We start from the raw sequence: 25,471 nt of genomic DNA on the forward strand, positions 1-25,471 counted from the left end.
ACAAAGCCAGATAAAGCAAACTCAAGAAACTTATAATAGTAATAATAGGGAAAAACAAGGACATTTTATGATAAAGATTATTTATGAGGATAACGAGAAGTTAATTGTGGATAAGAAGGCCGGCCAGCTTTCTCAAAGTGGAAAAGGCATGGAGCCGGATTTGGTTTCCGAGGTGCTAAACTACAGAAAGCGCAAGGGCGAGGAGGTCTACGCTGCCATAATCAATAGGTTGGATAGACCAGTTGCCGGTTTAGTTCTTTTTGCAAAAACTAAAGAAGCGGCTGCAAAATATTCTAAAGAAGTTCAGGACAAAGGCTCTATTAGCAAGGTTTACGAGGCTTATGTCTATGGAAAATTTGATTGTAAAAAAGCGACATTAACAGACTGTTTAATTCACGACAAATTAAACAATACAAGTTCCGTGTGGGAAGGCGACAAGCAGGATGTCAAAGAAATCGGAGATGCCAAGGAAGCTCGCCTAGACTATGAAGTTTTATCCTATGACGAAGCCACAAATCTTACTAAGATTTCTGTGAAGCTCTACACCGGCAGGCACCATCAGATTCGTGTGCAGCTAGCCTCAAGGGGGCACGCAATTATCGGGGATTATAAATATTTTCAAATGGCCAATGAAAAGCTAGGAGGCGAGGCCATCTCCAAGGAAACTTTTGATGGACTTGTAAGAAAATGCAAACTCAGACGTAACACTATAGCCCTTGCGGCAGTTGAGTTAGAGGTGGATGGGCAGAAGTTTAGAACGAAACTAAAATAGTGGGGAAAAGGTACATTTTCCTAATAAAACTATACTTGAATTAGTTATAGAATAATGTTAAACTAGACACCGTATAACTTTATGTAGAAAATTATTACATAAAAAAATATTATGAATAGGAGAAAAGTAGTATGGCTGATGAGAAAAAATTAGTTGAAGCAATTACATCGATGGATGTAGATTTTGCTCAGTGGTATACAGATGTTGTTAAAAAAGCTGAGCTTATGGGTTACTCAAGTGTTAAAGGATGCATGATCTTCAAGCCCGCTGGCTATGCTATTTGGGAGAATATACAGAAAGAACTTGATAGAAGATTCAAGGAAACTGGTGTTGAAAATGTTTACATGCCAATGTTCATTCCTGAAAGTCTTCTTGAGGTTGAAAAGGACCACGTAGAAGGTTTCGCCCCAGAGGTAGCATGGGTTACTTATGGCGGACTTAATCCGTTACAGGAGAGATTATGTGTACGTCCTACATCAGAGACATTATTCTGCGATTTCTACAAGGATGAAATCCAGTCTTATAGAGATTTACCAAAGGTTTACAACCAGTGGTGTTCAGTTGTTAGATGGGAAAAGGAAACAAGACCTTTCCTTCGTTCTAGAGAATTTTTATGGCAGGAAGGCCATACAGCTCATGCAACAGCTGAGCAGGCAGAAGAAAGAACACAGCAGATGTTAAATCTTTACGCAGATTTCTGCGAGCAGGTTCTTGCAATCCCTGTTGTTAAGGGTAGAAAGACAGATAAGGAGAAATTTGCTGGTGCAGAAGCTACATATACTATTGAAGCTTTAATGCATGATGGTAAGGCTCTTCAGTCTGGTACAAGCCATAACTTCGGTGATGGATTTGCTAAGGCATTTGGAATTCAGTATACAGATAAGGATAATAAGCTTAAGTATGTTCATCAGACATCTTGGGGTATGACAACTCGTCTTATCGGCGCAATTATCATGGTTCATGGTGATGATTCAGGTCTTGTATTACCACCAGCAATTGCACCTACACAGGTTGATATTATTCCAATTATGCAGAAGAAGGCAGGTGTGCTTGATAAGGCATTTGAAGTTAAGGAAGCACTTAAGGCTGCTGGTCTTAGAGTTAAGGTTGACGATTCAGATAAGAATCCAGGTTGGAAGTTCTCTGAACAGGAGATGCGTGGAATCCCTGTAAGAGTTGAAATGGGACCTAGAGATATTGAAGCTGGCAAGGCTATTATCGTTCGTCGTGATACTAGAGAGAAGACAGAAGTTGCTATTGAAGATTTGGCTACAGAGATTAAGGCTATTTTAGATAGAATGCAGGTTGAAATGTTAGAAAGAGCTAGAGCTCATAGAGAGGCTCACACTAATGTTGCAACTAATTATGAAGAATTTAAGGAAGTTGTTGCTACAAAGCCAGGTTTTGTTAAGGCTATGTGGTGTGGTGACCAGGCTTGTGAAGACAAGATCAAGGAAGATACAACAGCAACATCAAGATGTATGCCATTTGAACAGGAACACCTTTCAGACGTTTGTGTTTGCTGCGGCAAGCCAGCTAAGAAGATGGTTTACTGGGGAAAAGCATATTAACTGTCATAAGGGGAACCAGCTTTGCTGGTGGAACCTTGTGACTAGTATGACACGAAGTGTCATACATATATGAATAGGTATCTAGTGGGACGAACCCGCTTATTTAACAGGGAAGAGATGACCTTCATCTCTTTCCTGTTTTTTTAGTGTGATTGCAATAATCAGCTGGTTTTGAAGTTGATTTTAATGGCTGATTCTTTTGGAAATCCAAAGTGTTAGTCATATGTATGGAATTTTTACAGTCAATCACTAAAGTTTGCTCTTTTACCTGTAAATTAAAATTGTATTTTAAAAGAACATACGGTCAACTGGATGTTTTTTTGAAACTGATGGTAAGTTAAAATTGTTTTTTATTTATACATACAGGCAATTAAGCGAGAAAAGCAAGATTGATGGTATAAGGCAACTTAAAGGAAATAAGTAGGTTACAGGCATAACAGAGAAATATACTAATTGACGGTATAGTTAGTTTCATGGGGTTGTGTAAAAGTGATTTAACTTGCAGTCAAATAGGATTTTTGAATAGTTTGATCGTATGACTCGCTGAACGGAAGTTTTTAGCTTACGGTCAATAAGAAGATTTCTTGGAATTACCGGTAGCTTGTGAAAGATATTTAAGAACAACGATACAGGTAAATAACTAAAAAAAGAGGATTGCCCGTAACAAGCCTGAAAATCCCCGGTGAGAAACAGAAAAAAGGCTGAAACAACCACGAAACAACCTAGCCAGAAAGAGAAATATGCCCAGATTAAGAGCACAAACACAAACCCCCGTTGATGCAACATCAACGGGGGTTGTATTAATCTCTAGGAATCATACTTAAAAGCGTAGACTTCTCATTAAGTCTAGGGTTTTCAATGCACAAATCTAATAAGTATTCTAATGTTTTTCCAATATCTTTACCTGATAGACCAAACTCTAGTAAGTCATTGCCAGAGATATCAAGCTCTTTAATGGAGAAGCAATCACCTCGATTTATGATATTTGTGGCTATTTTTTTCAAATTCTCATAGTGAGAAATTTTTACAGGATTAGAAATTCCTGTAAGTTCAGAAGCCGCTAGACTTAAGGCTTTTTTAAAATCTAAAGTTAAGAAGAAAAGGTCTCTTCCAAGATGCCTTAATGATTCTCTTATGGAAGGCTCTGTTTCCTGAATGTCCTGTTCACTAGCATCTAAAAGAGTGCCCACTAGCTTAATAGTTATATTATCCATCTTTAAAGTCTTTAGAGTTTTAGTTGCTGCTTCACTTCCAAGGGAAGAGAAGAGAATTGCATATCGCATGCGTAGAAGCAAGTCTTTATCATATTCTTTAGGAAAATATTTCATTGCTGCGAGAGTTCTTCTTGTATGCTTGTTTGTTAATGCCTCGTCTATGTATGGAAGAATTTCCTTAAACAATCCAGTTTTTGAATATAAAAGACATTTTTCTGGGTTGTCAGAAAGGAGAGTTTTTCCAAGTTCAACATGAACTCTTTCCATACTGATTTTCTTAATTGTTGGTGCAAGGTCGTAAATTGCCGCCATTGTTTCATTTTCAATATCAAAACCTAGTTGGGCACTAAAACGAATAGCTCTCATCATTCGAAGAGCGTCCTCGGTGAAGCGATCATGAGCCACGCCAACGCAGCGAATAAGCTTGTTATTAAGGTCAGCAATTCCCCCGTACTCATCCACTAGGCCCTCACTATCGTTGTAGGCCATTGCATTGATGGTGAAGTCGCGGCGACTCAAGTCATCTGTTAATAATACTGAAAATTCAACAGATTCCGGATGTCTGCCATCTTTATATTCTCCATCAATTCTGTAGGTTGTGACTTCGTAGCCGTTCTTATCAATCATGACAGTTACGGTTCCGTGTTCGATACCTGTATCTATAGTTCTTCTAAAGAAAGATTTTACCTGAGTTGGGAGAGCAGAAGTTGTGATGTCCCAGTCTTGGGGTTCCTTATCTAGAAGAGTGTCTCGGACGCAGCCGCCAACCGCGTAGGCAGAATGTCCGTTTTCTTCAATTTTGCTTATTATAAATTTTACGTCCTCTGGAAGTTCTAAGCTGAAAGCTTCCTTATTAAAGTTAGTATCCATATAAACCTCGAAATTAGATTATCTTAGATTTGTCGCTAGGGCGTGCCCGCCCATATTGCATGTGGGTAGTTACAGTGTTACACTCCGTGATGGCGCGCCCGTCCATATCGTTAGCGACACCAAGCACAATCTAAGTCACGCATATTATATCATATAAAAACTTAGATAAAAATCAATATATTAAGCTAAAACTTCACAAATTCCAAGCACTGTGATAAAATTCAAGTGGAGTAGGGTTTGTTTTTGGCGGATTTTCTGCCATTTTTATGAGGGATAATAATATGAAGAGAATGTGCGCAAGACTAATGGCTTTAGGGGTAAGTATTAGTTTATTGTTTACAGGTTCGGCTTGTTCTTTAACTGGAGATGGCAAGTCGTCTAGTACAATTACGCCGGGAAGCTCAATAACACTCGGAAGAGTGGTTAATAAAGTAGATGATATTGTTGAGAAAGAAGACTCAGAGTCTGCAACCTTAGTTGGAGTTTTGACTTATTTGGATACAGCCAATGATATGACCCATATGCTAGATATTGAATCTGGCGTGGAATACGAGGTGCCATATTCTGGCGGTACAGATATAAGAAGCGCCTATGATAAAGTGATAGCCGATTCTTCTATGGAATTAGGCGGGATTTATGACGTTTACATTAATAAGTCAGGCAAGGCTTCAGCCATAATTGGAAATTCTGATGCTTGGGAACGTAACGACGTTTCAAGAATTACAATAGATGAGAATAATCGAAAGATAACAATAGGAGCTTCGGTTCTTTTCTACGAAGAGAACACAGTTGTTCTGTCGGGCGGTGAGAGAATCAATATCGCCAAGATCGTGGACCAGGACAATTTAGTTTTAAGAGGTATTGGAGAGAAGATTTATTCTATAAATGTAACATCAGGTCATGGTTACGTGGAGTTTTCAGGACTAGACGCCTTTGAGGGTGGATATGTCACTATCGGCAAGCAATTATTTTCAGTTACAGAAGGAATGCTTGTAACTTCTCCCGTTGGGACTTATACTGTAGAGATACAGCTAGAAGATGTTTCAGCAACTAAGACTGTTACAGTTAAGAAGGATGAAACTTCTAAGTTGGATTTTAGCGAGTATGTGCCAGAGGCAACCAAGTATGGAACCGTGAATTTTTCAATCACACCGAACAATGCAATACTAAGCATTGACGGAGTGGAGGTGGATTATTCAGAACCTCTATCGCTAGAATATGGAAGACACTATTTGACATTGGCATGCAATCATTACGAGGAGTACACAGAGACTTTCGTGGTGAACTCTTCTTATAAGACCAAGGTCATTGACATGGTGTCTAATGGAACCGGCACAACAACTACCGAAAGTGAAACAACGGTTGATAATACTAGTGGTTATACGGTAAATGTGCAAGCACCGACAGGAGCAGCTCTCTACGTTGACAGCGTATATGTCGGAATTGTACCATGCACTTTTGCAAAATCTTACGGCAATAAGACAATCACACTTAAAAAGTCTGGTTACAAGACCGTAAGCTACACGATTTCTATAACCAACACCACTGGTAATTTAACATATAGCTTCCCAGATATGGAGGAAGCTAGCACAGAATCAGAGACGGAGAGCGCCACAAGTAACTAGCGCCGGCAAGCGCATGGGGCGAGAAATCCCCGAGGGGCCGGCAAGCGCACGGGGCGAGAAACCCCCGAAGGGCCGGCAAGCGTACGGGACGAGACCCCTCGAATGGCCGGCAAGCGCACGTCACTGAATGATTTTGTCCATCCGCAAAGATATGGACATAGATTTTTGGAGGAATTTAAAAATGAGTAAGTTAAGTGTACCTTTTTCACCACCAGATATAACTGATGCTGAAATTAATGCAGTAGTAGAAGTTTTAAAGTCAGGTTGGATTACAACAGGTCCTAAGACTAAGGAATTTGAGAAGAAAATCGCAGAATATGTAGGAGCAGCAAGAGCAGTTTGCCTTAATTCTGCCACAGCAGCCCTTGAACTTGGACTTAGACTTTTTGAAATCGGTGAAGGTGACGAGGTCATCGTTCCTGCTTATACCTACACAGCTTCAGCAAGTGTTGTAGAACACGTAGGAGCTAAGATTGTATTAGTAGATGTAGAGGCTGGAACTTTCCATTTTGACTATGATAAATTAGCAGAAGCTATTACAGATAAGACAAAGGCAATTATTCCAGTAGATTTCGCCGGAACAATGTCAGATTATGAGAAAATATTTGAAATCGTTGAGGCTAAGAAAAACATTTTCAAGCCATCATCAAGTTATCAGAAGGCTCTTGGAAGAATTCTAGTTCTTGCAGATTCAGCTCATGGCTTTGGTGCTGCAGCTAAGTTTAGAGGTAAGCTTGTAAAGAGCGGAAGTATTGCGGATTTAACTGCATTTTCCTTCCACGCAGTAAAGAACTTAACAACAGCAGAAGGTGGAGCACTTTCTTGGAATAGCATTCCAGGAATTGAGGATGAGGATACTTATAAGAAGTTACAGTTATTCTCACTTCATGGACAGAACAAGGACGCCCTTGCTAAGACTAAGGCAGGCGCATGGGAATATGACATCATCGGTACTTACTACAAGTGCAACATGACAGATATCATGGCTGCTATCGGACTTGTACAGTTTGACAGATATCCAGAACTTCTAAAGAGAAGAAGAGATATGATTGAAACTTACAAGAAGGGTATTGAAAGCGATAGAGTTCATATTTTAGAGCATTTTACTGACGACTATCAATCAAGTGGTCACTTAATGATCGTTAGAGTGGACGGCTACGACGTAGAGCAGAGAAACGCCCTTATTACAGCTATGGCTGAAGACGGCGTGTCTACTAATGTTCATTACAAGCCACTTCCAATGCACACAGCTTATAAGAAGTTAGGTTTTGACATTAAAGATTACCCTAATAGTTATGATATGTATAAGAATGAGATAACTTTGCCACTTCATACTAAGTTATCAGATGAAGATTTAGCTTATGTTATTGAGACTTTCAACAAATACGTATAAGGAGTAATAAAAATGATACTTAGACCATGGACCAAACTTCCTAACAAAATGAGAACAAAAGAGGTTTACAAATATTACGTAATCCTTGAAAAGCGTAAAACATGGTTGGTCTTTAAAAGATTAATAGACGTTGTTATCTCATTTATTATGTTAGTTGTGCTTATAATTCCAATGGCATTTATAGCAGTTGCAATCAAGTTAGACTCAAGAGGACCTGTCCTTTTTTTACAAGAAAGAGTGACACAGTATGGTAGAGTTTTTAAGATTTTTAAATTCAGAACTATGGTTGTAAATGCAAGTGAGCTAGGTTCTGCAGTAACTGTAGACAATGACAATAGAATAACTAAGGTGGGTAAATTTCTTAGAAAGTATAGAATGGACGAGTTTCCACAGGTCTTTAACATTCTTGCAGGAGATATGACTCTTATTGGAACAAGACCGGAGGTTGCTAAGTACGTCAAGAGATACACTCCAGAGATGTATGCCACACTTTTATTGCCGGCAGGTCTTACAAGTAGAACAAGCATTGCTTATAAGGATGAAGACAAGATCCTTGGCGAGGTAGATGCAAGTGAGGTAGACGAGGTTTATGTAAATGAAGTGCTACCGGCTAAGATGAAATATAACCTAGAATCAATTAAGAAATTTGGTTTCTTCCAGGAAATGTCAGTGTTGTGGGACACATTTGTTTCAGTGGTAGGAAGCGAGAAACTAACCGTACATAAGTAGAGTTTCGGGTCGCAAGCCCCGAGAGGAAATCTTTATGGGGGTCGCAAGCCCCAAGATGAAATCAGCGTGTGGGCTACAAGCCACGGTTAGCGAGAGGATAATAACGTGTATATCAGTTTATGTGTTATAGCTTATAACGAAGAAGATTATATAAATTCAATACTAGAAGATATAAAGCAGCAAGATTACAATCATCAGGATATGGAGCTGCTTTTGGTGGATTCGGCATCAACAGATAAGACTAGAGAACTTATGCAGGATTTTTTGAATAAAAACGACACTGAGTTTCGAAAGATAAGTTTGCTAGATAATCCTAAGAGAACCCTTCCTTGCGGTTGGAATGTGGCTCTAAAGGCCTATGAGGGCGAGGCTATCTTAAAGGTAGATGCCCATGCTACAATTCCTAAGGATTTTGTTAGTAAAAATGTAGCGCTACTAAAATCAGGTGAGGATGTTTGCGGCGGTAGACGTCCTACAATTATAAAGGATGGAACAAACTGGCAGGATACACTTTTACTTGCCGAGAATTCCATGTTTGGCTCAAGCATTGCTTCCTTTAGAAATAATCCAGGAAAGACCTATGTTAAGTCTATTTTCCATGGCGCTTATAAAAGAAAGGTTTTTGATAAGATTGGCGGTTTTAATGAAAATCTTACAAGAACGGAAGATAATGAAATTCACTATAGAATCAGGAAGGCTGGTTTTAAAATAGCTTTCGATCCTGAAATTGTAAGCTACCAATATATTAGAAGTAGCTTGCCAAAGATGCTAAAACAAAAGCATGCCAATGGCTATTGGATAGGAAAGACTTTAAGAGTTTGTCCGGGATGTCTATCCCTTTATCACTTTGTGCCTTTTGCTTTTGTTATGGCAATTCTAGTTTCAAGTTTGCTATGCATTTTCACAAAGCTAAGTATTATCTATATGCTGACAGGCCTAATGTGGGGAGCATATATAGCTTTGGCTTTGCTAATGGCAGTAATGGCAGTTGTTGGTGCAGATAAAAAGAGCAGACATTTATCGGCAATATTATTACCAGTTTTATTTTTCTTGTTGCATGTTTCCTATGGACTTGGCACTCTAAAGTCGATTTTTAGATAGATTTTTATGAAAATGCATCTTTGAAATCTGAGATTGCTTAATATGAAAATGTATATCGAATTGACAAGTTTGCCTAAAGGGAGTATACATAATAGGTTATTAAATAAGAAAATGTAAGTATTTAAATACATTTAATTGATGTGCCTAGGCACTAAAAAAGAGGTAAGATATGGATGAGAGAAAAAAAGATAGGATGCAGCTTCTTGTAAGAAGATTATTCCTTGTTATAGTTGATGCTATTATTCTTAATGCATCGGTGGGTTTGGCCCTTGTTATGCGTTTTAATATTAGTATTTCAGCTATTGAGCCACAGTATGTGCATTCGTTTTTAGCAAATATTATACCCTACACTTTAGTATCTCTTGTGATTTTTTGGGCTTTCAAGCTCTATCATTCCCTTTGGCAGTATGCAAGTATTGCTGAGGTTTATAAAATCGTAGAGGCCTGTTTTGTAGTTGAATTGGCTCACATTACATTTACATTATTAACAGATACAATGCTTCCACGAAGTGTTTACTTTAACACATTGGTATTCCTTATCGTTGCGGAATCGGCAAGTAGATTCATGTATCGTATGATAAGAACGGTTTTAAACAGAAAGCGTCAGATCGGTGAATATACAAGAATCATGTTAATAGGTGCTGGTGAGTCGGCAAATGTAATTATACGTGAAATTCAGAATTCAAGATATCTTGCTAACTCAGAAGTTATCTGTATCATTGATGATGATAAGGAAAAGATTGGTAGATACATTAGAGGAATTAAGGTAGTTGGTGGTAGAGAGAAGATTGTTGATAGTGCAAGACTCTACGGTATTGACGAAATCATTTTCGCAATCCCAAGTGCAACTGCAGAACAGAAGAAGGAAATTCTTAACATATGTAAGAATACAGACTGTTCACTTAAGACATTACCTGGGGTTTACCAGATGGTGGATGGCGACTTCAATGTTAATTCTATTAGAAATGTTGACGTATTAGATTTACTTGGTCGTGACCCAATCAACGTCGATATTGAGTCCATTATGGGCTATGTAAGTGACAAGGTAATTATGGTTACAGGTGGTGGCGGTTCCATCGGTTCTGAGCTTTGTAGACAGCTTGTAAGCCATGATCCAAAGAAGCTTATTATTTTTGATATTTACGAGAATAATGCTTACGACATTCAGCAGGAATTAAAGCAAAACTATCCAGATGCAGATGTGGAAGTTTTAATAGGTTCAGTTAGAAATACAAGTAGACTTGAAGAAGTCTTTAAAAAATATAGACCAGAAATTATCTATCATGCAGCAGCTCACAAGCATGTACCTCTTATGGAGGACAGCCCTAATGAGGCTGTTAAGAATAACGTAGTGGGTACTTGGAAACTAGCTCAGATGGCAGATAAGTACGGGGTTAAGAGATTTGTAATGATTAGTACAGATAAGGCAGTTAACCCAACTAATGTTATGGGTGCAACTAAGCGAATCTGTGAAATGATTGTTCAGGCATATAACGAAATCTCTAAGACAGAGTTTGTGGCTGTGCGTTTTGGTAACGTGCTTGGTAGTAACGGTTCCGTTATTCCACTATTCAAGCGTCAGATTGAACATGGTGGTCCAGTAACAGTAACACATCCGGATATCATTAGATATTTCATGACAATTCCTGAAGCGGTTTCCCTTGTTTTACAGGCGGGAGCCTACGCTAGAGGCGGCGAAATATTTGTACTTGATATGGGTGAACCAGTTAAGATCGATGACTTAGCTAAGAACCTTATTAGACTTTCCGGTTACACTCTTGGTGTTAACATGGAAATCAAATATACGGGCCTCCGTCCAGGAGAGAAGCTATACGAAGAGCTTCTTATGAAGGAAGAAGGCATGCAGGATACTGATAATAAGTTGATTCACATTGGCAAGCCAATTGAGTTTGATAGAGAGCAACTTTTTAAAGATCTAGAAAGATTAAAAGAGGCATCTTATTCAGAAACTGACGACATTAGAAGTTTGATTAAGGAAGTGGTTCCAACATATCATCCAAAAGAATTTTAAAATAAAATAATCCCTCCAAATTCTGTATGACATAAGGTCAGGTGGCAGAATTTGGAGGATTTTTGTTAGTGTGATAAGAAAAGTGTTAATTTTTTATAAAAATTATAAAATAAATTATATAACCAACTATTTTCCTTGCATATTATTAACAAAAGAGTTATAACCATATTAGACATTTGAAATCCGGATTTTACAAATGAAAACTAGCTAAAAAAGGAGACTTGAATATGGACGAAAAAGTAAAAGAAGCACAAGTGTGGTTAAACAAAACTTATGGTAGTAGAGAAGGATTTGTTAAAGTAGAGGAAAATGGACGTACTGGTAATGCAGTTATGAATGCCTTGGTTCGTGCTCTGCAGATTGAATTACATATGAGTAACATAACAGGTTACTTCGGGGAAGAAACAGCTAAAAATTACAATAGTAAAGCCATAAAAAAGGGAGATAGAGATAGTGACAACAATTTTGTAAAAATTTTACAATATGGTCTTTTTTGTAAGGGTTATAATCCTAGTGCTGTCACAGGATTTTTTGGCGATGGTACCATGGAGGCTGTTACAAAGGTGCAGCTTGATGCTGGATTTAGTGAAGATTATATAACTGAAAGATTGTCAGCTAAGGTATTTAAAGAGATATTATGTTCTGATGCACTAGTATTGGTGCCAGGTGGAGATAGTAAAATTAGACTTATTCAACAGTATCTTAATAGATATTATGGTGGTTATTTTGATATAATACCATGTGATGGTAAGTACAACGCCAACACGAATAAAGCATTAATATATGCCTTCCAGATATCGGCAGGTATGGATGCTTACACGGCTAACGGAAATTTTGGCCCAGCAACACAGGAACTAGCAAAGCAGAATACCCTTACAGTAGGAACAGGTAAAGGGAAGCTTGTAAAACTTGCTAAGTTTGGCTTATACATTAATGGTGTAAGAAAATTCAAAGAAAATTCCTTTGATTGCAGTGATGGTAATAATTTTACTGAAACTTTTGATGAGAGAATGGAAAATGCAGTAAAAGAGTTTCAGAAATTTACGGGCATGTTAAATATAGATGGTGTGGTAGATATCAAGGTTTGGATGTCACTTTTTGTAAGTACAGGATATCCTAAAAGAGATGTGCTTGCTTGTGATGCATCAACACAGATTACGGAAACTAAGGCAAAGAGAATTTATGCCAATGATTTTAGAATAATTGGTAGATATCTCACAGGTTGTACAGCTAATGGCCCTAAGAATCTAACAAGAGAAGAATTGTCTATTTTATTCAATCAAGGACTATCGGTATTTGCTATTTATCAGGATGAAAAGGAGTACTACAATTGTCATCCTGATGAAGAAACAACGGTACATTATTACAATTATGATCAGGGTTATTCTGATGCTAAGAAAGCTGTAGAGGCTGCCGAAGACTTAGGTATTCCTTATGGGGAACCTATATTTTTTGCAGTTGATTATGACTTTAATGATGATCAGACAACAGATATGATAATTCCGCATTTTCGGGGAATTGCTAAGTACATAAGGGACAATGGTCATAAATATACAATTGGATGTTATGGCCCACGTAACATATGCACTCGTATTGGCAACTATGGTTATGCCAAGTATAGTTTTGTAAGTGATATGTCCACAGGATATAGTGGCAATAAAGGCTTTATCTTACCTGATAATTGGGTGTTTGATCAGATACGTGAGTATACGCAAGGTTCGGCTGATGGAGCATTTGCTCTTGATTGTGTAGCAACTTCAGGAAAATATAATGGCTTTAATCACATAATTGATAGACCAGAACAGCAGATTAAACCAAGCAGCAGAGATGTAGCTAATGGATTTTGTGTAGATACATTGAAGTTACTAGGTATTGATGTAGATATTGTTAAGTTCAATGCTGAAACAGAGGTTAGTTTACCTGGTGTGACTGTTAAATATAAGGCTACACAGGGAGAAAGTATATCAATTGGTGATGGCTTTACAAGAGCTAAGTTCGATATCGTGGATGGTAAGATTGAAGATAAAGCATATATTACTGCGACTAAAGGATTTAAAAATGTATCTGAAGATAATTCAATGATGGTAGATGCGTCTGGGATTCTTGATTTTCAGTCAAAAGTACAGTTTATGGTAAATAATGGGTATATTGAAATGGGAGTATCATTGTTAGATGATGGTACGTTTAAATGGTTTATTCTATTTCATAAGAATATGTCTATTGAAGAAGGACTTGAGGAATATGTTGAATTAGGTCTTGAGTTTGAATTTGATGATAGGCTAAGCGAAGCAGAAGTGCAAAAATATAGGAAAATTGAGGAAATAATCGCAACGCAAGAGCAAACGGAGGAAACAATTAAGATGTTTGTGGCTAGTACAGTTATGTGTATTAGTAATGTATTTAACACTGTAGAAAAAGCTGTAAATGAGGCTGGTAAAGTGGTGAAAAAATATCATTTAGCAAATTATTTAATTCTGCTAATAGTAGTGCTAATAATTGTATTTGCTGGAACTCCAGCAGTTGCTGCATTAACTGCATTATTAATTGAGGTGAAATAAAGTGGAATTTAAATTTAAAACAGATAATGAATATTGGAAAAGAAGATTTAATATTATCAATCGCGAAAGTGCGATGATAAAGAGGTTTTTATTAGTAATTATTGCCTTATATTTAGTTGCATACATGTTAACTTTTTTTATAGCAATATTAAAATTGGAAGATGCAATTTTAGGCGAATCACAAAATATGAAAATTATACTTGGAAAACTATTATTATTAGTAGTATTCACATTTTTGGCTATATTTATAACACAAAAATTATTGAAATGTGGAAAAAGATTTAAATTTATAGGGTTGACGAAGCATTTGATGTTGTTACGTTATGGAATAAGTCTAAAGACTATGAATCAATCATATTGTGTTATTACTTTTTCGGATAATAAATTGACTGCTAATTTTTTCAATAAGTGTGTTGAAAAACAATATGATGACATAAAAAAATGTGTTATGGCACATGAGTATATTGTTATCGATGATATATTTATTGATGAGCAATCTTTGATTGATGGAAGTTATGAGCAACTTCAGAATATAGTTGTCTCTAAAATAGAAAGAAAGAGAATATTTAGTAATTTTAATATTTAGTTAAATTGTAAAAATAGAGGAAGCAAGCTTCTAATATAATATTTTATCGTGTGCATATTAATATAAGAACCCCATCCAATTATGCTAGACATAATTGGATGGGGTTCTTGTATGTAATCTTAATTAGAATTTAAATGTATTCTCAAGTGTTTCCCACTTCTGATCCTTATCAGATAAGTTAAGTGGTGTACCATCAGTAAGTGTGTAGCCTGTAGCTTCGCAGTTACCCTTGTATTCGCCAACAAGTTCTGGCCACTCAATGCCAATCGCTGGATCGTTCCAAGCAAGACCGCCCTCATCACCTGGATGATAGAAGTCAGTTACCTTATAGCAGAATTCTGCTACATCTGAAAGTACAAGGAAACCATGAGCAAATCCTTCTGAAATGTAGAACTGCTTCTTATTTTCCTCTGTAAGTTCAACACCATACCACTTACCGTATGTCTTACTATCTTTACGAAGGTCAACAGCAACGTCGAAAACCTTACCCTTAATTACTCTTACAAGCTTGCCCTGTGGGAATTCTTTCTGGAAGTGAAGACCACGAAGAACACCCTTAGTTGAGCATGACTGATTGTCCTGAACAAAAACCATATCAAGACCTTCTTCGTGCATATCGTTCTGATTGTATGTTTCCATGAAATAACCACGGTTGTCACCATGAACTGCTGGTGTGATTACGTGAAGACCTTCAATGCCACCAACATTTTTCTCTACCTTAATCTGTCCCATTATCTTATCCTCTTTCTTAAATTTATTTTTGAAATAAACATAACGAGCTGTAATTCTTTTGAATCATCAGCAAATATCTTATAATTGATCCTTAAGCTCAGTTAAATATCTATGAACTGCATCCTGCCATGTAGGAAGTGGAGTAAAGCCAGCCTTAACAAGCTTAGACTTATCAAGTCTTGAGTTGAAAGGACGAGCAGCCTTGCTTAAACCATATTCTGCAGTTGTAACTGGATTAACCTCAACAGTTCTATCTACATAACCTTCAATGCCAAGTTCCTTAGCCTGCTTGTAGATTTCACATGTGAAGTCATACCATGAAATATATCCACCTTCATTAGTTGCATGGTAGTAACCGTATTTGTCAGTTTCAACCATATCAACAAGGAGTCTTGATAAATCAAGTGTGTAAGTTGGAGTACCAATCTGATCTGCAACAACGCGAACAGAGTCATGTGTTTTACCAACATTTACCATAGTCTTAATAAAGTTCTTACCGTTAAGACCGAAAACCCAAGCGATACGTACGATAAAGTACTTATCAAGAGTTTCAGATACTGCAAGTTCGCCACCGAGCTTAGTTTCACCGTAAACATTAAGAGGAGAATAATCCTTGCAATCAGCTTCCCAAGGTGTTTCACCCTGACCATTAAATACATAGTCAGTACTGATGTAAACCATCTTAGCATCAAGAGCCTTAGCGCAGTTAGCAATATTTTTAGTACCATCTACGTTAATAGCCTTAACTTTAGCCTGCTTATCTTCATCTTCTGCAAGGTCAACAGCTGTCCAAGCAGCACAGTGAATAATTACATCAGGCTTAACTTCATTAAGAGTCTTAGATACAGCATCTGCATCTGTTATATCAAGAGGGCAGTAGCTTGCAGTAGTTACATAAGAACCATCTGCAATACCTGAATATTCAGGAGCGATATCACTACCGATACCTTCGTAGCCCCTCTTAGCTAATTCGTTCATAACGTCGTGGCCTAACTGACCACCAACACCTGTAACAAAAATCTTCATCTATTAGCTTCCTTTCAGTCGTTAATATTGTTAAAGCCCGGACTCTATTGCTAGAGCCAGGCTATTATTTTTATGAAAATGTAAAAGTCAACGCGACTAATTATCTGTTAGCATACATTTTCTCATAGTAGTTCTGATATTCACCAGAAATGATTGTTTCCCACCATTCCTTGTTATCTAAGTACCACTTAATTGTCTTCTTGATACCATCTTCAAACTTAGTTTCTGGTAACCAGCCAAGTTCGTTGTGGATCTTAGTAGGGTCGATAGCGTAACGCATATCATGTCCCTTTCTATCTGTAACATGTGTAATAAGGCTTTCTGGCTTACCAAGTTCCTTACAAATAATCTTAACGATATCGATGTTCTTCATTTCGTTGTGGCCACCAACGTTGTAAACTTCACCAACGCGACCTTTATGAATAATAAGGTCGATAGCGCGGCAGTGATCTTCAACATATAACCAGTCACGAACGTTAAGACCTTCACCATAAACTGGGAGTGGCTTATCATTTAATGCGTTAGCAATCATAAGAGGGATAAGCTTCTCTGGGAAGTGGTATGGTCCGTAGTTGTTAGAACATCTTGAAATAGATACAGGAAGTCCATAAGTTCTGTGGTAAGCAAGTACAAGTAAATCTGCAGCTGCCTTAGATGATGAATATGGGCTTGATGTATGAATTGGAGTTTCTTCTGTGAAGAATAGGTCAGGTCTATCAAGTGGAAGATCACCATAAACTTCATCAGTAGAAACCTGATGATATCTCTTAATACCGTACTTTCTACAAGCATCCATAAGAACTGCTGTACCCTTAATGTTAGTATCAAGGAATACTTCTGGGTTCTCGATAGAACGGTCAACGTGAGATTCAGCAGCAAAGTTAACTACCATATCTGGATGTTCTTCTTCAAAAAGCTTATAAACAGCTTCTCTATCTGTAATTGATTCCTTTACGAATCTGAAATTAGGGTTGTCCATAACTGGAGCAAGTGTAGATAAGTTACCAGCGTATGTTAAGCAATCTAAACATACGATTCTGTAATCTGGGTACTTATTTAACATATGAAAAACGAAATTAGAACCGATAAAACCGGCACCACCTGTAACGATAATTGTCATGAGTTTTCTCCTTTAAAAATAATAATCACACGCCAAAAGGCGCACACATTTACCTTAACTGGTCGAGGTACTTGCCGTCTAAGACGTCCTTTAAGTACTGACCGTACTGATTTTTCTTTAATACTTCATATACTTCTAATACATCATCCTTAGAAATCCAACCATTTAAGTAAGCGATTTCTTCAAGACAAGCAATCTTACGATGCTGATGTGTTTCGATAGTCTTTACGAAGTTAGTAGCATCTACTAATGATTCATGTGTACCTGTATCAAGCCATGTGAAGCCCTGTCCTAAGAGCTCAACATTTAAGCTTTCATTCTCAAGGTAGATTCTATTTAAATCTGTGATTTCAAGTTCGCCTCTTGCTGATGGCTTAAGGTTCTTAGCGTATTCTACAACCTTGTTGTCATAGAAATATAAACCTGTTACACAGTAGTTTGACTTTGGCTTAGCTGGCTTTTCTTCGATTGAAATAGCCTTACCTTCGTTGTTAAATTCAACAATACCAAAACGTTCTGGATCATCAACATAGTAACCAAATACTGTTGCACCCTTACCTTCTTCAGCGTTCTTTACAGCAGCGCTAAGTCTCTTCTTAAGACCATGACCTGCGAAAATGTTATCTCCAAGAACCATTGCAACAGTGTCATTTCCGATGAATTCCTCACCGATAATGAAAGCCTGTGCAAGTCCGTCTGGACTTTCCTGAACAGCGTAAGAAAGTTTAACACCAAACTGATGTCCGTCGCCTAAAAGCTCCTTAAATCTAGGAGTGTCCTGTGGTGTAGAAATAATAAGAATGTCTCTAATACCAGCGTTCATAAGAACTGACATTGGGTAGTAGATCATTGGCTTATCATAAATTGGTAGTAACTGCTTTGAAGTTACCATTGTTAGTGGGTAAAGACGTGTGCCTGAACCACCTGCTAAAATAATACCTTTCATAATTCCTCCATATTGTAATTGCTTTGGCAATTAACATAACTTGTTGTAAGTAAATAACTTTATTAATACTTACATAACATTTATTAAGAATCGATTGTATTATACAGGGTGACGTTACGTAACCGTCAAGGCTTTTTCTGTATTAAATTTAGTACAGAAAGTGACATGTCTTAAAATTCCCACAAAACTGCCTACTTTGTGCATATGAAAATCCCAGATTCCTTGGTGATTTTAAAGCCGGACCCGATTTTGCTAGAAACAAAAGCTTTGAAATCCGAGTATTTATCTAGAAGATATTCATTCTGATTACCGTGGCAGGATAAAATATATTCAATGAGAGGTTCTGCGCTATCAACAAGAAGATAATCATCATAGAGTTTTTTGTCGATTTTCTTCTTATTGAAAAAATGAGACAAAATATCAGCTCCGTTATCAAGTCCAAAATTTTCATAAAGCTTGTCAGAGCTTAGTCTTATTCTATTATCAAAGCTAGTTACTAAATCAGAAATCTCTTTCATATGATTAGAACCATAAGTACTACAAACTAGTTTTCCGCCAGGTTTGAGAATTCGATATATTTCAGCAAGTGCATTTTTTTTCTTGGCCTTTAAATCCAGATAGAAAAGCAAATGATTAGCGATGCATAAATCAAAGCTATTATCTTCAAATGGAATATTTGTAGCGTCGATTTTTTTAAAATGCATTGAAGCAGAAAGAGTTTTCATATTTCTTTTAGCATCTCGAAGCATACCATTTGAAAGGTCTGAAATTGTAATATCGGCACCAGCGGGTATCTTAGTTGTGTTACTTGTCCAAAGAGATCCATTTCCACAACCAAGTTCAAGTACCTTCATATCTGACTTTATATGACATTGCTTGTATATCCATGGAAACCAACCTTCTTTATTATTCGAATACAGATTGTGTAACTTAATTCTTGCAGAAATGTTACTAGCATTAATATATTGAGATTTTAAGCTGGATTCCATATTGGTTAAATGGATAAGATTTAGCATGTGATCCCAGTTGACTTCACCCTTTGAACGTATGGCAGCAGATGTTTCCTTAATGGCACCGGCAACAAGTTGCATTTGGGCAAGTTTATCTTCAATTAGTCGGCTTTGTAATTCTAAAGAATTAAGAAGAATGTGGTAGTCGCTATCTCCGATAGTCATATTTTTAATTTCCTCTAGAGAGAAACCAAGGTATTTTAAAAGTATAATTTGCTGTAATCTTGCAAAATCGGCATCTGTGTAAAGCCTCGATCCATTTTCAATACGACTTGGTTTTAATAATCCTTTCTGATCGTAGAAACGAATTGTTCTAGTTGAAACATTAGCCATTTTGGCGAATTGTCCTGATGTATAGTAGTTTTTATCTTCCATAATTATATCCTCGAAAAGTTTCATAAATTATATAAAAATATTGATTCTGGTTATTAGTTTTAGTATACTACAGTAGTAATATTTTTACAAAAATATGATTATAAAATGGAGGGAAATTTTAAATGAGGAAAAATTTTGTAAAAACGAGTATGATGGCAGCACTTATTATAATAGTGTTAGCAATTGCCAAGAATGTTACTACAGTGGTGGAGGCAAATAATTGTAAAGATACTAGGTATAGATATTATCAAAACAATCGAAATTGTCCACAAAAAACATTATGGACAGAGTCTAGGACAAAAGAAGATTACAGCAGTGCATATATTTATAACGACAGATCAAGTCAGAGAATACCTGTAATTTGGATATATGGTGTAGGAAATGGTGAAAGTGATTGTACTTGGAGAAATGAAGGAGTTCCATATTGTAATGTGGGTGAGCAGAAATTTCTAAAAAACTGGGTTAAGGAGAGGGGTTATAATGAACTAGAATTAAGATTTGAACCCTTAAATCCATATGTAATAGATTATAATTTCTTATGGAGCCCAGATAGTGTTTAGGATGACAAGTAAAATTAAAAAAATTTTGGTTGTATTAACCTTGATGATGATAATAATAGTGTATTCTGTTGTTAAAATGATACCTAAAGTAGAAGAAATGAAAAGTGTTATAAAGGTGGAAAATACAACAGGTGATACTAATGTATATGAAGAGGATATTTATTTGCCACCTGACATATACACTTTTAATGTTGAGTTTTTTGATTTTGATATCAAATCGATTGAAATAGTAAATGAACTACCATATGAAATATTATATGATAATGCCTTAGGTGATGATGATAGAAATTATTTAAAAAATAATTATACAAAGTATGCGATTTTAGATTTATCACTGACATTTAATTATGATTACAACAAAGAATATATTTATAATGATTATGATTCGGATAAAGAATTGTATCTTAATTGTATAAATCTTGAAGATGAGAATAAACATGAAGCTAAGATGGTTTATCCATATGAAAATTCAGGTAGGTCATTATTTAAGTTTGATTTTGAGCAAGGAGAAACAAAAGAAGTAAGTCTTTATTATCCCATATCAGAAAATTTCGATAATTTATATTTAAGTATATCTATTTATGGATGGCAAAATATATTAGAAATTCCAGATGGAAGTGGTGGAATTATACGTGATGGTCTTGCAAAGGTAGATATTACTAATTTGATAAATAAATGATTATTAAGCAAAGTCATCAAAGTTATAAAAGCTTTGATGACTTTATTTGTAAAAATATAGTTTGTAGCTTTATAGGAGTATATATGAAAAATTTATATAGATTTGAGTTTAAAAGACTATTACATTCAATTGGATTTTGGGTTGCATTATGTACAGGAATGATAATATCAATTATAGATATAATATTTAATGGTATACCAATGAGTAAATATGTAGTAGAACCTAGTGAGGCTTTAGAATATACTTTATTTTCACCGATTAAGGTATGTGAAAATTGGATGGGTGCAACATATTATTGGAATGGTAAAATACTGTTATTGATGTTACCATTGCTTGCAACAATGCCTTTTGCATATACATTTTACAAAGATAATGTAAATGGTGTCTATAATTCTATATGTACAAGAATATCGAAAAAATACTATAAAAGATGTAAGTTTATAGTTACATTTTTTAGTGGTGCTTTTGTTACAGGTTTTCCATTTTTGTTTAACTATATGGCATATTTAACATTAATGCCATCAATTAATCCTGAACCAGGAAGTGTTTCTGATCATTTAGGAACTAAGTCTTATTTTGCTGATATTTATTATGAGCATGTAAATGTATATATATTAGTATCCATAATTATGATTGCATTGTTTGGCGGAGCTATGGCAGTAACTGCGCTTTATGCAAGTTTTTATGTAAATAAGATATATACGGTTTATGTATATCCTTGTTTGTTATATATAGGAATGATATGCCTTTGTGACATTTTAGGAATACAAGAATGGGAACCGAATATTTTTTTAGATTCTTCGATAAACTATCAGAGATTAGTTCCTTTTATTGTTGAGTTTATTATTGTTATGCTAGTGGCAATATATGAATTTTTTGTTTCAGGAAGGAATAAAGAAGGTGTTGGATTATAAATTTAAAAAGCATGGAATAAGGATAATGTTATATTTGGTTTTGTTATTGATTAGCCTTATTATGCTTATGTTTACAACAAGTTCTGAAATTATATATGGGAGAAAGATGGGTTATTTAATTTGTGGTTTAGATGTATATAATTTCATGATGATGTACACATATTACAATTTATTTGTAACCATTATAGTTTATATATTTTATGTGTCATTTATTATAAAAAAATGTAGTGATGCGTTTTTAATAGCTCATGGAAGTTATAAAAAGTATTATATATATCTTTTAAAAGTTGCTTTAGTTGATGCGATTATAGTTACCCTTATTGAAGGAGTTGCCACATTTATAAGCACTAGAGTCTATAATTTAAATCAGAATAATTGGACTTTGCTTGTTAGTAAATATAATTATTTAAACGGTAATACGATTGAAATAAATGGACATATTATAATTGTAACTTTTATTATTGCGATTTTTTTATGGAATTTATGGATAAGAATATTTATGAATAGTATTTATTACATTACAAGAAATAAATTGACAACAGTATTTATAGGTATTGGTGTTTATCTTTTTTTTTCTAGAGTTGGGATAATAAATGTACTGCCATATATAACATATGAAGGATGGGAAAATGAAGGTAATATGTATGCATTTATTCCAATGCTTATAGCCTATGTTGTACTTACAGTTTTTTTGTTTTGTTTTAGAACTATTAATAAAAAGGTAAGAATAAATGAAATATTATATAAGAGAAATAAAAAGAGCAAATAAAGAACAGTTTAGAAAATATATCTTTTTATTTGTATTTGTGATTTTTTATAATGTATTTATGCTGAATAAAGTCGAAATACTATCGAATGGCATGCTTGATGTTTTATATAATAATTTTAAAGGCATGCAGTACATAGATGATATTCATGAAAATATAGTTTTAAATGCTTATTGGGTGGCTAATAATCTATTATGGATATTTTGGATATCAAGTTATGTAAATAATCAAATTCATAATAATTGTCAAAAAATTATTAGAGTTGGTAAAAGAAAATGGTATGTTACTCAATTTGTAGTTTTGTTTAACCAAGCTGTAATGTTTATGCTAATACAGGTTTTTGCATGCTTTTTAACTTATGGCTTTTTGTCACATTTTAGTGATGGAAAAAATTATGGATTTATAAGTTGGCAAGGAAATACATTTGATATGGTAATTGCAATATTGTTATTAACAATAACATATTGTGTAATATCCTTTGTACAAAATACACTAAGTGTTCTTTTAGGTGAAAAAATTGCTGTTATTATTACATTTTGCATAACAATAATCACTATATTTGTAAAAAGAGGACATATATATATTGGTAATCTTTTGATGTTTGAGAGAGTTTTGTGCATTAAGAATCAATATTTATTTTTGCTAATGATTGAGCTTGGTATAGGCACTATATGTATATTACTTACAGTTCTTGGAAATGGAAAAAGAGATTACTATGGAAATAGAGGTTAATGATGAAAATAGAAATAAAAAATGTATCAAAAACAATAAATAATAATGAGATATTAAAAAATATAAGTTTGAGTATGGAATCAGGTAATGTTTATGGGTTTGTAGGAATTAATGGTTCTGGAAAAACAATGCTTATGAGAGCTATTTCTGGATTAATATTACCAACGTTTGGAGAGATAACTATAGATAATGAGATTCTGGGTAAAGACATTGATTTCCCAAGAAGTATTGGAGTATTAATAGAAAACCCAGGTCTTATAAATTATTATAATGCCTTTGAAAACATATATGAAATAACATCAATAAAAAGTATAGTGGATAAAAATAGAATTAATGAAGTTCTTTGTGAAGTTGGCCTAGATCCTAATGATAAGAAGAAAGTAAAGAAATTTTCATTAGGAATGAAACAGAAATTGGGGATAGCATTAGCTTTTGTAGAAAATCCTGATTTGATTATATTGGATGAACCATATAATGCGTTAGATTCTAAATCGAGAGAAAAACTCACAAAAATGATTTTAGATGCTAAAAACAGAGGAGCACTTGTAATACTTAGTTGTCATGATCAAAACATTATTAACAATGTGGCTGATCATATAATAGAAATTGAAAATGGTGAAATAATAAATTGTTAGAGGGGTATATATGAAAGGAAACAAAGTTAAAATAATAGCTTTTATTGTTATTGTAGCGATATTGGTTTTATGGGGTATTCGTGTTGGCTATCTTGTTAGAAAATATCCTTCAGCTAAGATGGTAGATGTTTCTATAGAAGATGAACTGGTTTATAAAGATATAGGTTATAAAGTAAAGAATGTGAGAATACTATCATCGAAAGATATAAAAGAATTAATAGAAGAATACAATCTAGATGAATCTAATTATGAAGAAAAAGGAATATTAGTAGATTTAGATGTTAAAAATTATTCGGATGAGACATTTACGGTAAGCCCTGCAAACTATTTGATTGGATTTAATGTTTTTGGAGGCTCTATGAATTTATATGATTATTTTCTGTTAAATGAAGAATTTACAAATTCATCAAGTAAAATAGTGCCAGGAGATACTGCAAATGTAAAAATGTTATTTAGGTATAGTGAAGTACTATTAGGTAATAAGTATAGTAAATTCGAAGATATGGATTGGGGACTTATATTTAGTTTTTACCCTATAAAATATAGAATAAAGTTGGTTTAACTAAGAATTTGAACAGCTCCCTGTCAAGTAGACAGGTCAAATAATTAAAAGTTTTGGCGTCTATCCATTCGGATAGGCGCTATTTTTGGTGAATCTTTATACTTTTGATTCTTTTATTTTCAGGAATTAGATATTTCTTCACTCTTTTTTAATAAAAAGTTTATTGTAAATATTTGATAGCGTGCTATAATCTACTTATGTATAGTTTATATAATTTAACAACTATAAAAATGAATACACAAGAGGAGGAAGAAAAATGAGTGATGCAAATGTAACTAAAGCACAAAAGTATTTAAATGCAATGTTTGGAGCAAATGAGTATTGGGAACACCTTGAAGAAAATGGTAAAACAGGAACAGCCGTGATGCAAGGTATTATTAGAGCGTTTCAAATACAGAATGGTATTATACCAGCAACAGGAACAGTTGGACCATTGACAGTAGAAAAAATGAAAAGTTTACCTAATATTTCAAAAATGGATCCTAATGATGAACCACAAATAAATGTGTGTTTAATTCAATGCGCGTTGTTTTGCAAAGGATATACAGCAGGTGGAATTACTGGAATATATTATAATTCTGGGGTTAAAGCAATTAAAGAAATGCAAGGCGATGCAGGGTTACCAGAAACTGGTGTGATTGATTGGAAAGTATGGTTTGGTTTATTATCATTAAATTGGTTCAAAAAGGTTAGCGGTGGAGATTCTAAGGTAGTTAAGATACAGAGGCAGCTAAATAAAGATTGGTCAGATGTTATAGGTGTTGGACCATGTGATGGAATTATATCTAGACAGACTGCATTATCTTTAATTGGAGCATTACAGGCAGCAGAGGGAGTTACAAAAGAATTAATAATAAATTTGAATTCTTTAAATTTCGGACCAGCAACAACAGCTGCGTTTCCAAAGGTATTACAGGAAAATCAAAACTCATCAGACTTAATTCCATACAATAAATTAGTTC

At 35.0% G+C, this 25,471-nt stretch carries 23 protein-coding genes; 17 read left to right on the forward strand and 6 right to left on the reverse strand.

Annotated elements, in window-relative coordinates:
• Positions 1 to 67: 67 nt before the first annotated feature.
• Positions 68 to 772, forward strand: a complete 705-nt coding sequence (locus tag G600_RS14080) for an RluA family pseudouridine synthase (RefSeq protein WP_051195423.1) — start codon at positions 68 to 70, stop codon at positions 770 to 772.
• Positions 773 to 903: 131 nt separating this feature from the next.
• Positions 904 to 2,343, forward strand: coding sequence for a proline--tRNA ligase (gene proS, locus G600_RS0107950; protein ID WP_027431472.1), 1,440 nt, complete (start codon positions 904 to 906; stop codon positions 2,341 to 2,343).
• An 800-nt stretch (positions 2,344 to 3,143) separates the two neighbouring features.
• Here proS and G600_RS0107955 read toward each other — a convergent pair.
• Positions 3,144 to 4,427: a CCA tRNA nucleotidyltransferase gene (locus G600_RS0107955; RefSeq protein WP_027431473.1), complete on the reverse strand. Its 1,284-nt coding sequence runs from the start codon at positions 4,425 to 4,427 to the stop codon at positions 3,144 to 3,146.
• Positions 4,428 to 4,708: 281 nt separating this feature from the next.
• Here G600_RS0107955 and G600_RS0107960 point away from each other — a divergent pair, with 281 nt between their 5' ends.
• The 7 genes from G600_RS0107960 to G600_RS0107990 all read left to right on the forward strand — a co-directional run bounded on the left by G600_RS0107960 (position 4,709) and on the right by G600_RS0107990 (position 14,451).
• Entirely contained in the window at positions 4,709 to 6,052 is a 1,344-nt protein-coding gene (locus tag G600_RS0107960; protein WP_027431474.1) for a PEGA domain-containing protein, read from the forward strand.
• A 181-nt stretch (positions 6,053 to 6,233) separates the two neighbouring features.
• Entirely contained in the window at positions 6,234 to 7,445 is a 1,212-nt protein-coding gene (locus tag G600_RS0107965) for a DegT/DnrJ/EryC1/StrS family aminotransferase (protein WP_027431475.1), read from the forward strand.
• A 12-nt stretch (positions 7,446 to 7,457) separates the two neighbouring features.
• On the forward strand, positions 7,458 to 8,174 hold the full coding sequence (locus tag G600_RS0107970) for a sugar transferase (protein ID WP_081669443.1): 717 nt from the start codon (positions 7,458 to 7,460) through the stop codon (positions 8,172 to 8,174).
• A gap of 105 nt (positions 8,175 to 8,279) precedes the next feature.
• Entirely contained in the window at positions 8,280 to 9,275 is a 996-nt protein-coding gene (locus tag G600_RS0107975; protein WP_027431477.1) for a glycosyltransferase family 2 protein, read from the forward strand.
• Positions 9,276 to 9,444: 169 nt separating this feature from the next.
• A complete protein-coding gene (locus G600_RS0107980) occupies positions 9,445 to 11,307 on the forward strand; it encodes a polysaccharide biosynthesis protein (protein WP_027431478.1) in 1,863 nt (620 codons plus the stop codon).
• 227 nt (positions 11,308 to 11,534) lie between these two features.
• Positions 11,535 to 13,865, forward strand: coding sequence for a glycoside hydrolase domain-containing protein (locus tag G600_RS14085; protein WP_051195424.1), 2,331 nt, complete (start codon positions 11,535 to 11,537; stop codon positions 13,863 to 13,865).
• Position 13,866: 1 nt separating this feature from the next.
• Entirely contained in the window at positions 13,867 to 14,451 is a 585-nt protein-coding gene (locus tag G600_RS0107990; protein WP_027431479.1) for a hypothetical protein, read from the forward strand.
• A gap of 123 nt (positions 14,452 to 14,574) precedes the next feature.
• Here the strand turns inward: G600_RS0107990 and rfbC are convergent, their stop codons facing one another.
• From rfbC to G600_RS0108015, 5 genes are all read right to left on the reverse strand, one after another.
• Positions 14,575 to 15,183 carry a dTDP-4-dehydrorhamnose 3,5-epimerase gene (gene rfbC / locus G600_RS0107995; protein ID WP_027431480.1) on the reverse strand — a complete coding sequence of 203 codons (609 nt, stop codon included), beginning with the start codon at positions 15,181 to 15,183 and terminating at the stop codon, positions 14,575 to 14,577.
• Between the two features lie 78 nt (positions 15,184 to 15,261).
• Positions 15,262 to 16,209 (reverse strand): dTDP-4-dehydrorhamnose reductase, encoded by a 948-nt coding sequence (gene rfbD, locus G600_RS0108000; protein ID WP_027431481.1) that lies wholly within the window; start codon positions 16,207 to 16,209, stop codon positions 15,262 to 15,264.
• Between the two features lie 100 nt (positions 16,210 to 16,309).
• Positions 16,310 to 17,329 carry a dTDP-glucose 4,6-dehydratase gene (gene rfbB, locus G600_RS0108005; RefSeq protein WP_027431482.1) on the reverse strand — a complete coding sequence of 340 codons (1,020 nt, stop codon included), beginning with the start codon at positions 17,327 to 17,329 and terminating at the stop codon, positions 16,310 to 16,312.
• Positions 17,330 to 17,378: 49 nt separating this feature from the next.
• Positions 17,379 to 18,275, reverse strand: coding sequence for a glucose-1-phosphate thymidylyltransferase RfbA (gene rfbA / locus G600_RS0108010; protein WP_027431483.1), 897 nt, complete (start codon positions 18,273 to 18,275; stop codon positions 17,379 to 17,381).
• 191 nt (positions 18,276 to 18,466) lie between these two features.
• The gene (locus G600_RS0108015) at positions 18,467 to 19,660 is read right to left on the reverse strand and encodes a MerR family transcriptional regulator (RefSeq protein WP_027431484.1); all 1,194 of its coding nucleotides are present in this window, start codon (positions 19,658 to 19,660) and stop codon (positions 18,467 to 18,469) included.
• 122 nt (positions 19,661 to 19,782) lie between these two features.
• On the opposite strand from G600_RS0108015, the gene G600_RS0108020 reads away from it, so the two are divergent.
• The 8 genes from G600_RS0108020 to G600_RS0108055 all read left to right on the forward strand — a co-directional run.
• Positions 19,783 to 20,220, forward strand: a complete 438-nt coding sequence (locus G600_RS0108020; protein WP_027431485.1) for a DUF2712 domain-containing protein — start codon at positions 19,783 to 19,785, stop codon at positions 20,218 to 20,220.
• 1 nt (position 20,221) lies between these two features.
• A complete protein-coding gene (locus G600_RS0108025) occupies positions 20,222 to 20,899 on the forward strand; it encodes a hypothetical protein (RefSeq protein WP_034245960.1) in 678 nt (225 codons plus the stop codon).
• A gap of 83 nt (positions 20,900 to 20,982) precedes the next feature.
• On the forward strand, positions 20,983 to 21,813 hold the full coding sequence (locus tag G600_RS0108030; protein ID WP_027431487.1) for a hypothetical protein: 831 nt from the start codon (positions 20,983 to 20,985) through the stop codon (positions 21,811 to 21,813).
• Positions 21,767 to 22,582: a hypothetical protein gene (locus G600_RS0108035; RefSeq protein ID WP_027431488.1), complete on the forward strand. Its 816-nt coding sequence runs from the start codon at positions 21,767 to 21,769 to the stop codon at positions 22,580 to 22,582. The genes G600_RS0108030 and G600_RS0108035 overlap by 47 nt, the downstream gene beginning before the upstream one ends.
• Positions 22,545 to 23,312 carry a hypothetical protein gene (locus G600_RS0108040; protein ID WP_027431489.1) on the forward strand — a complete coding sequence of 256 codons (768 nt, stop codon included), beginning with the start codon at positions 22,545 to 22,547 and terminating at the stop codon, positions 23,310 to 23,312. The genes G600_RS0108035 and G600_RS0108040 overlap by 38 nt, the downstream gene beginning before the upstream one ends.
• A gap of 2 nt (positions 23,313 to 23,314) precedes the next feature.
• Positions 23,315 to 23,947, forward strand: a complete 633-nt coding sequence (locus G600_RS0108045; RefSeq protein ID WP_027431490.1) for an ATP-binding cassette domain-containing protein — start codon at positions 23,315 to 23,317, stop codon at positions 23,945 to 23,947.
• A 10-nt stretch (positions 23,948 to 23,957) separates the two neighbouring features.
• Positions 23,958 to 24,509: a hypothetical protein gene (locus tag G600_RS0108050; RefSeq protein WP_027431491.1), complete on the forward strand. Its 552-nt coding sequence runs from the start codon at positions 23,958 to 23,960 to the stop codon at positions 24,507 to 24,509.
• 256 nt (positions 24,510 to 24,765) lie between these two features.
• Positions 24,766 to 25,471, forward strand: a 706-nt coding sequence (locus G600_RS0108055) for a peptidoglycan-binding domain-containing protein (RefSeq protein ID WP_027431492.1), incomplete at its 3' end; no start/stop codon positions are given.

It is taken from the genome of Lachnospira multipara ATCC 19207, from assembly GCF_000424105.1.
GTDB lineage: Bacteria > Bacillota > Clostridia > Lachnospirales > Lachnospiraceae > Lachnospira > Lachnospira multipara.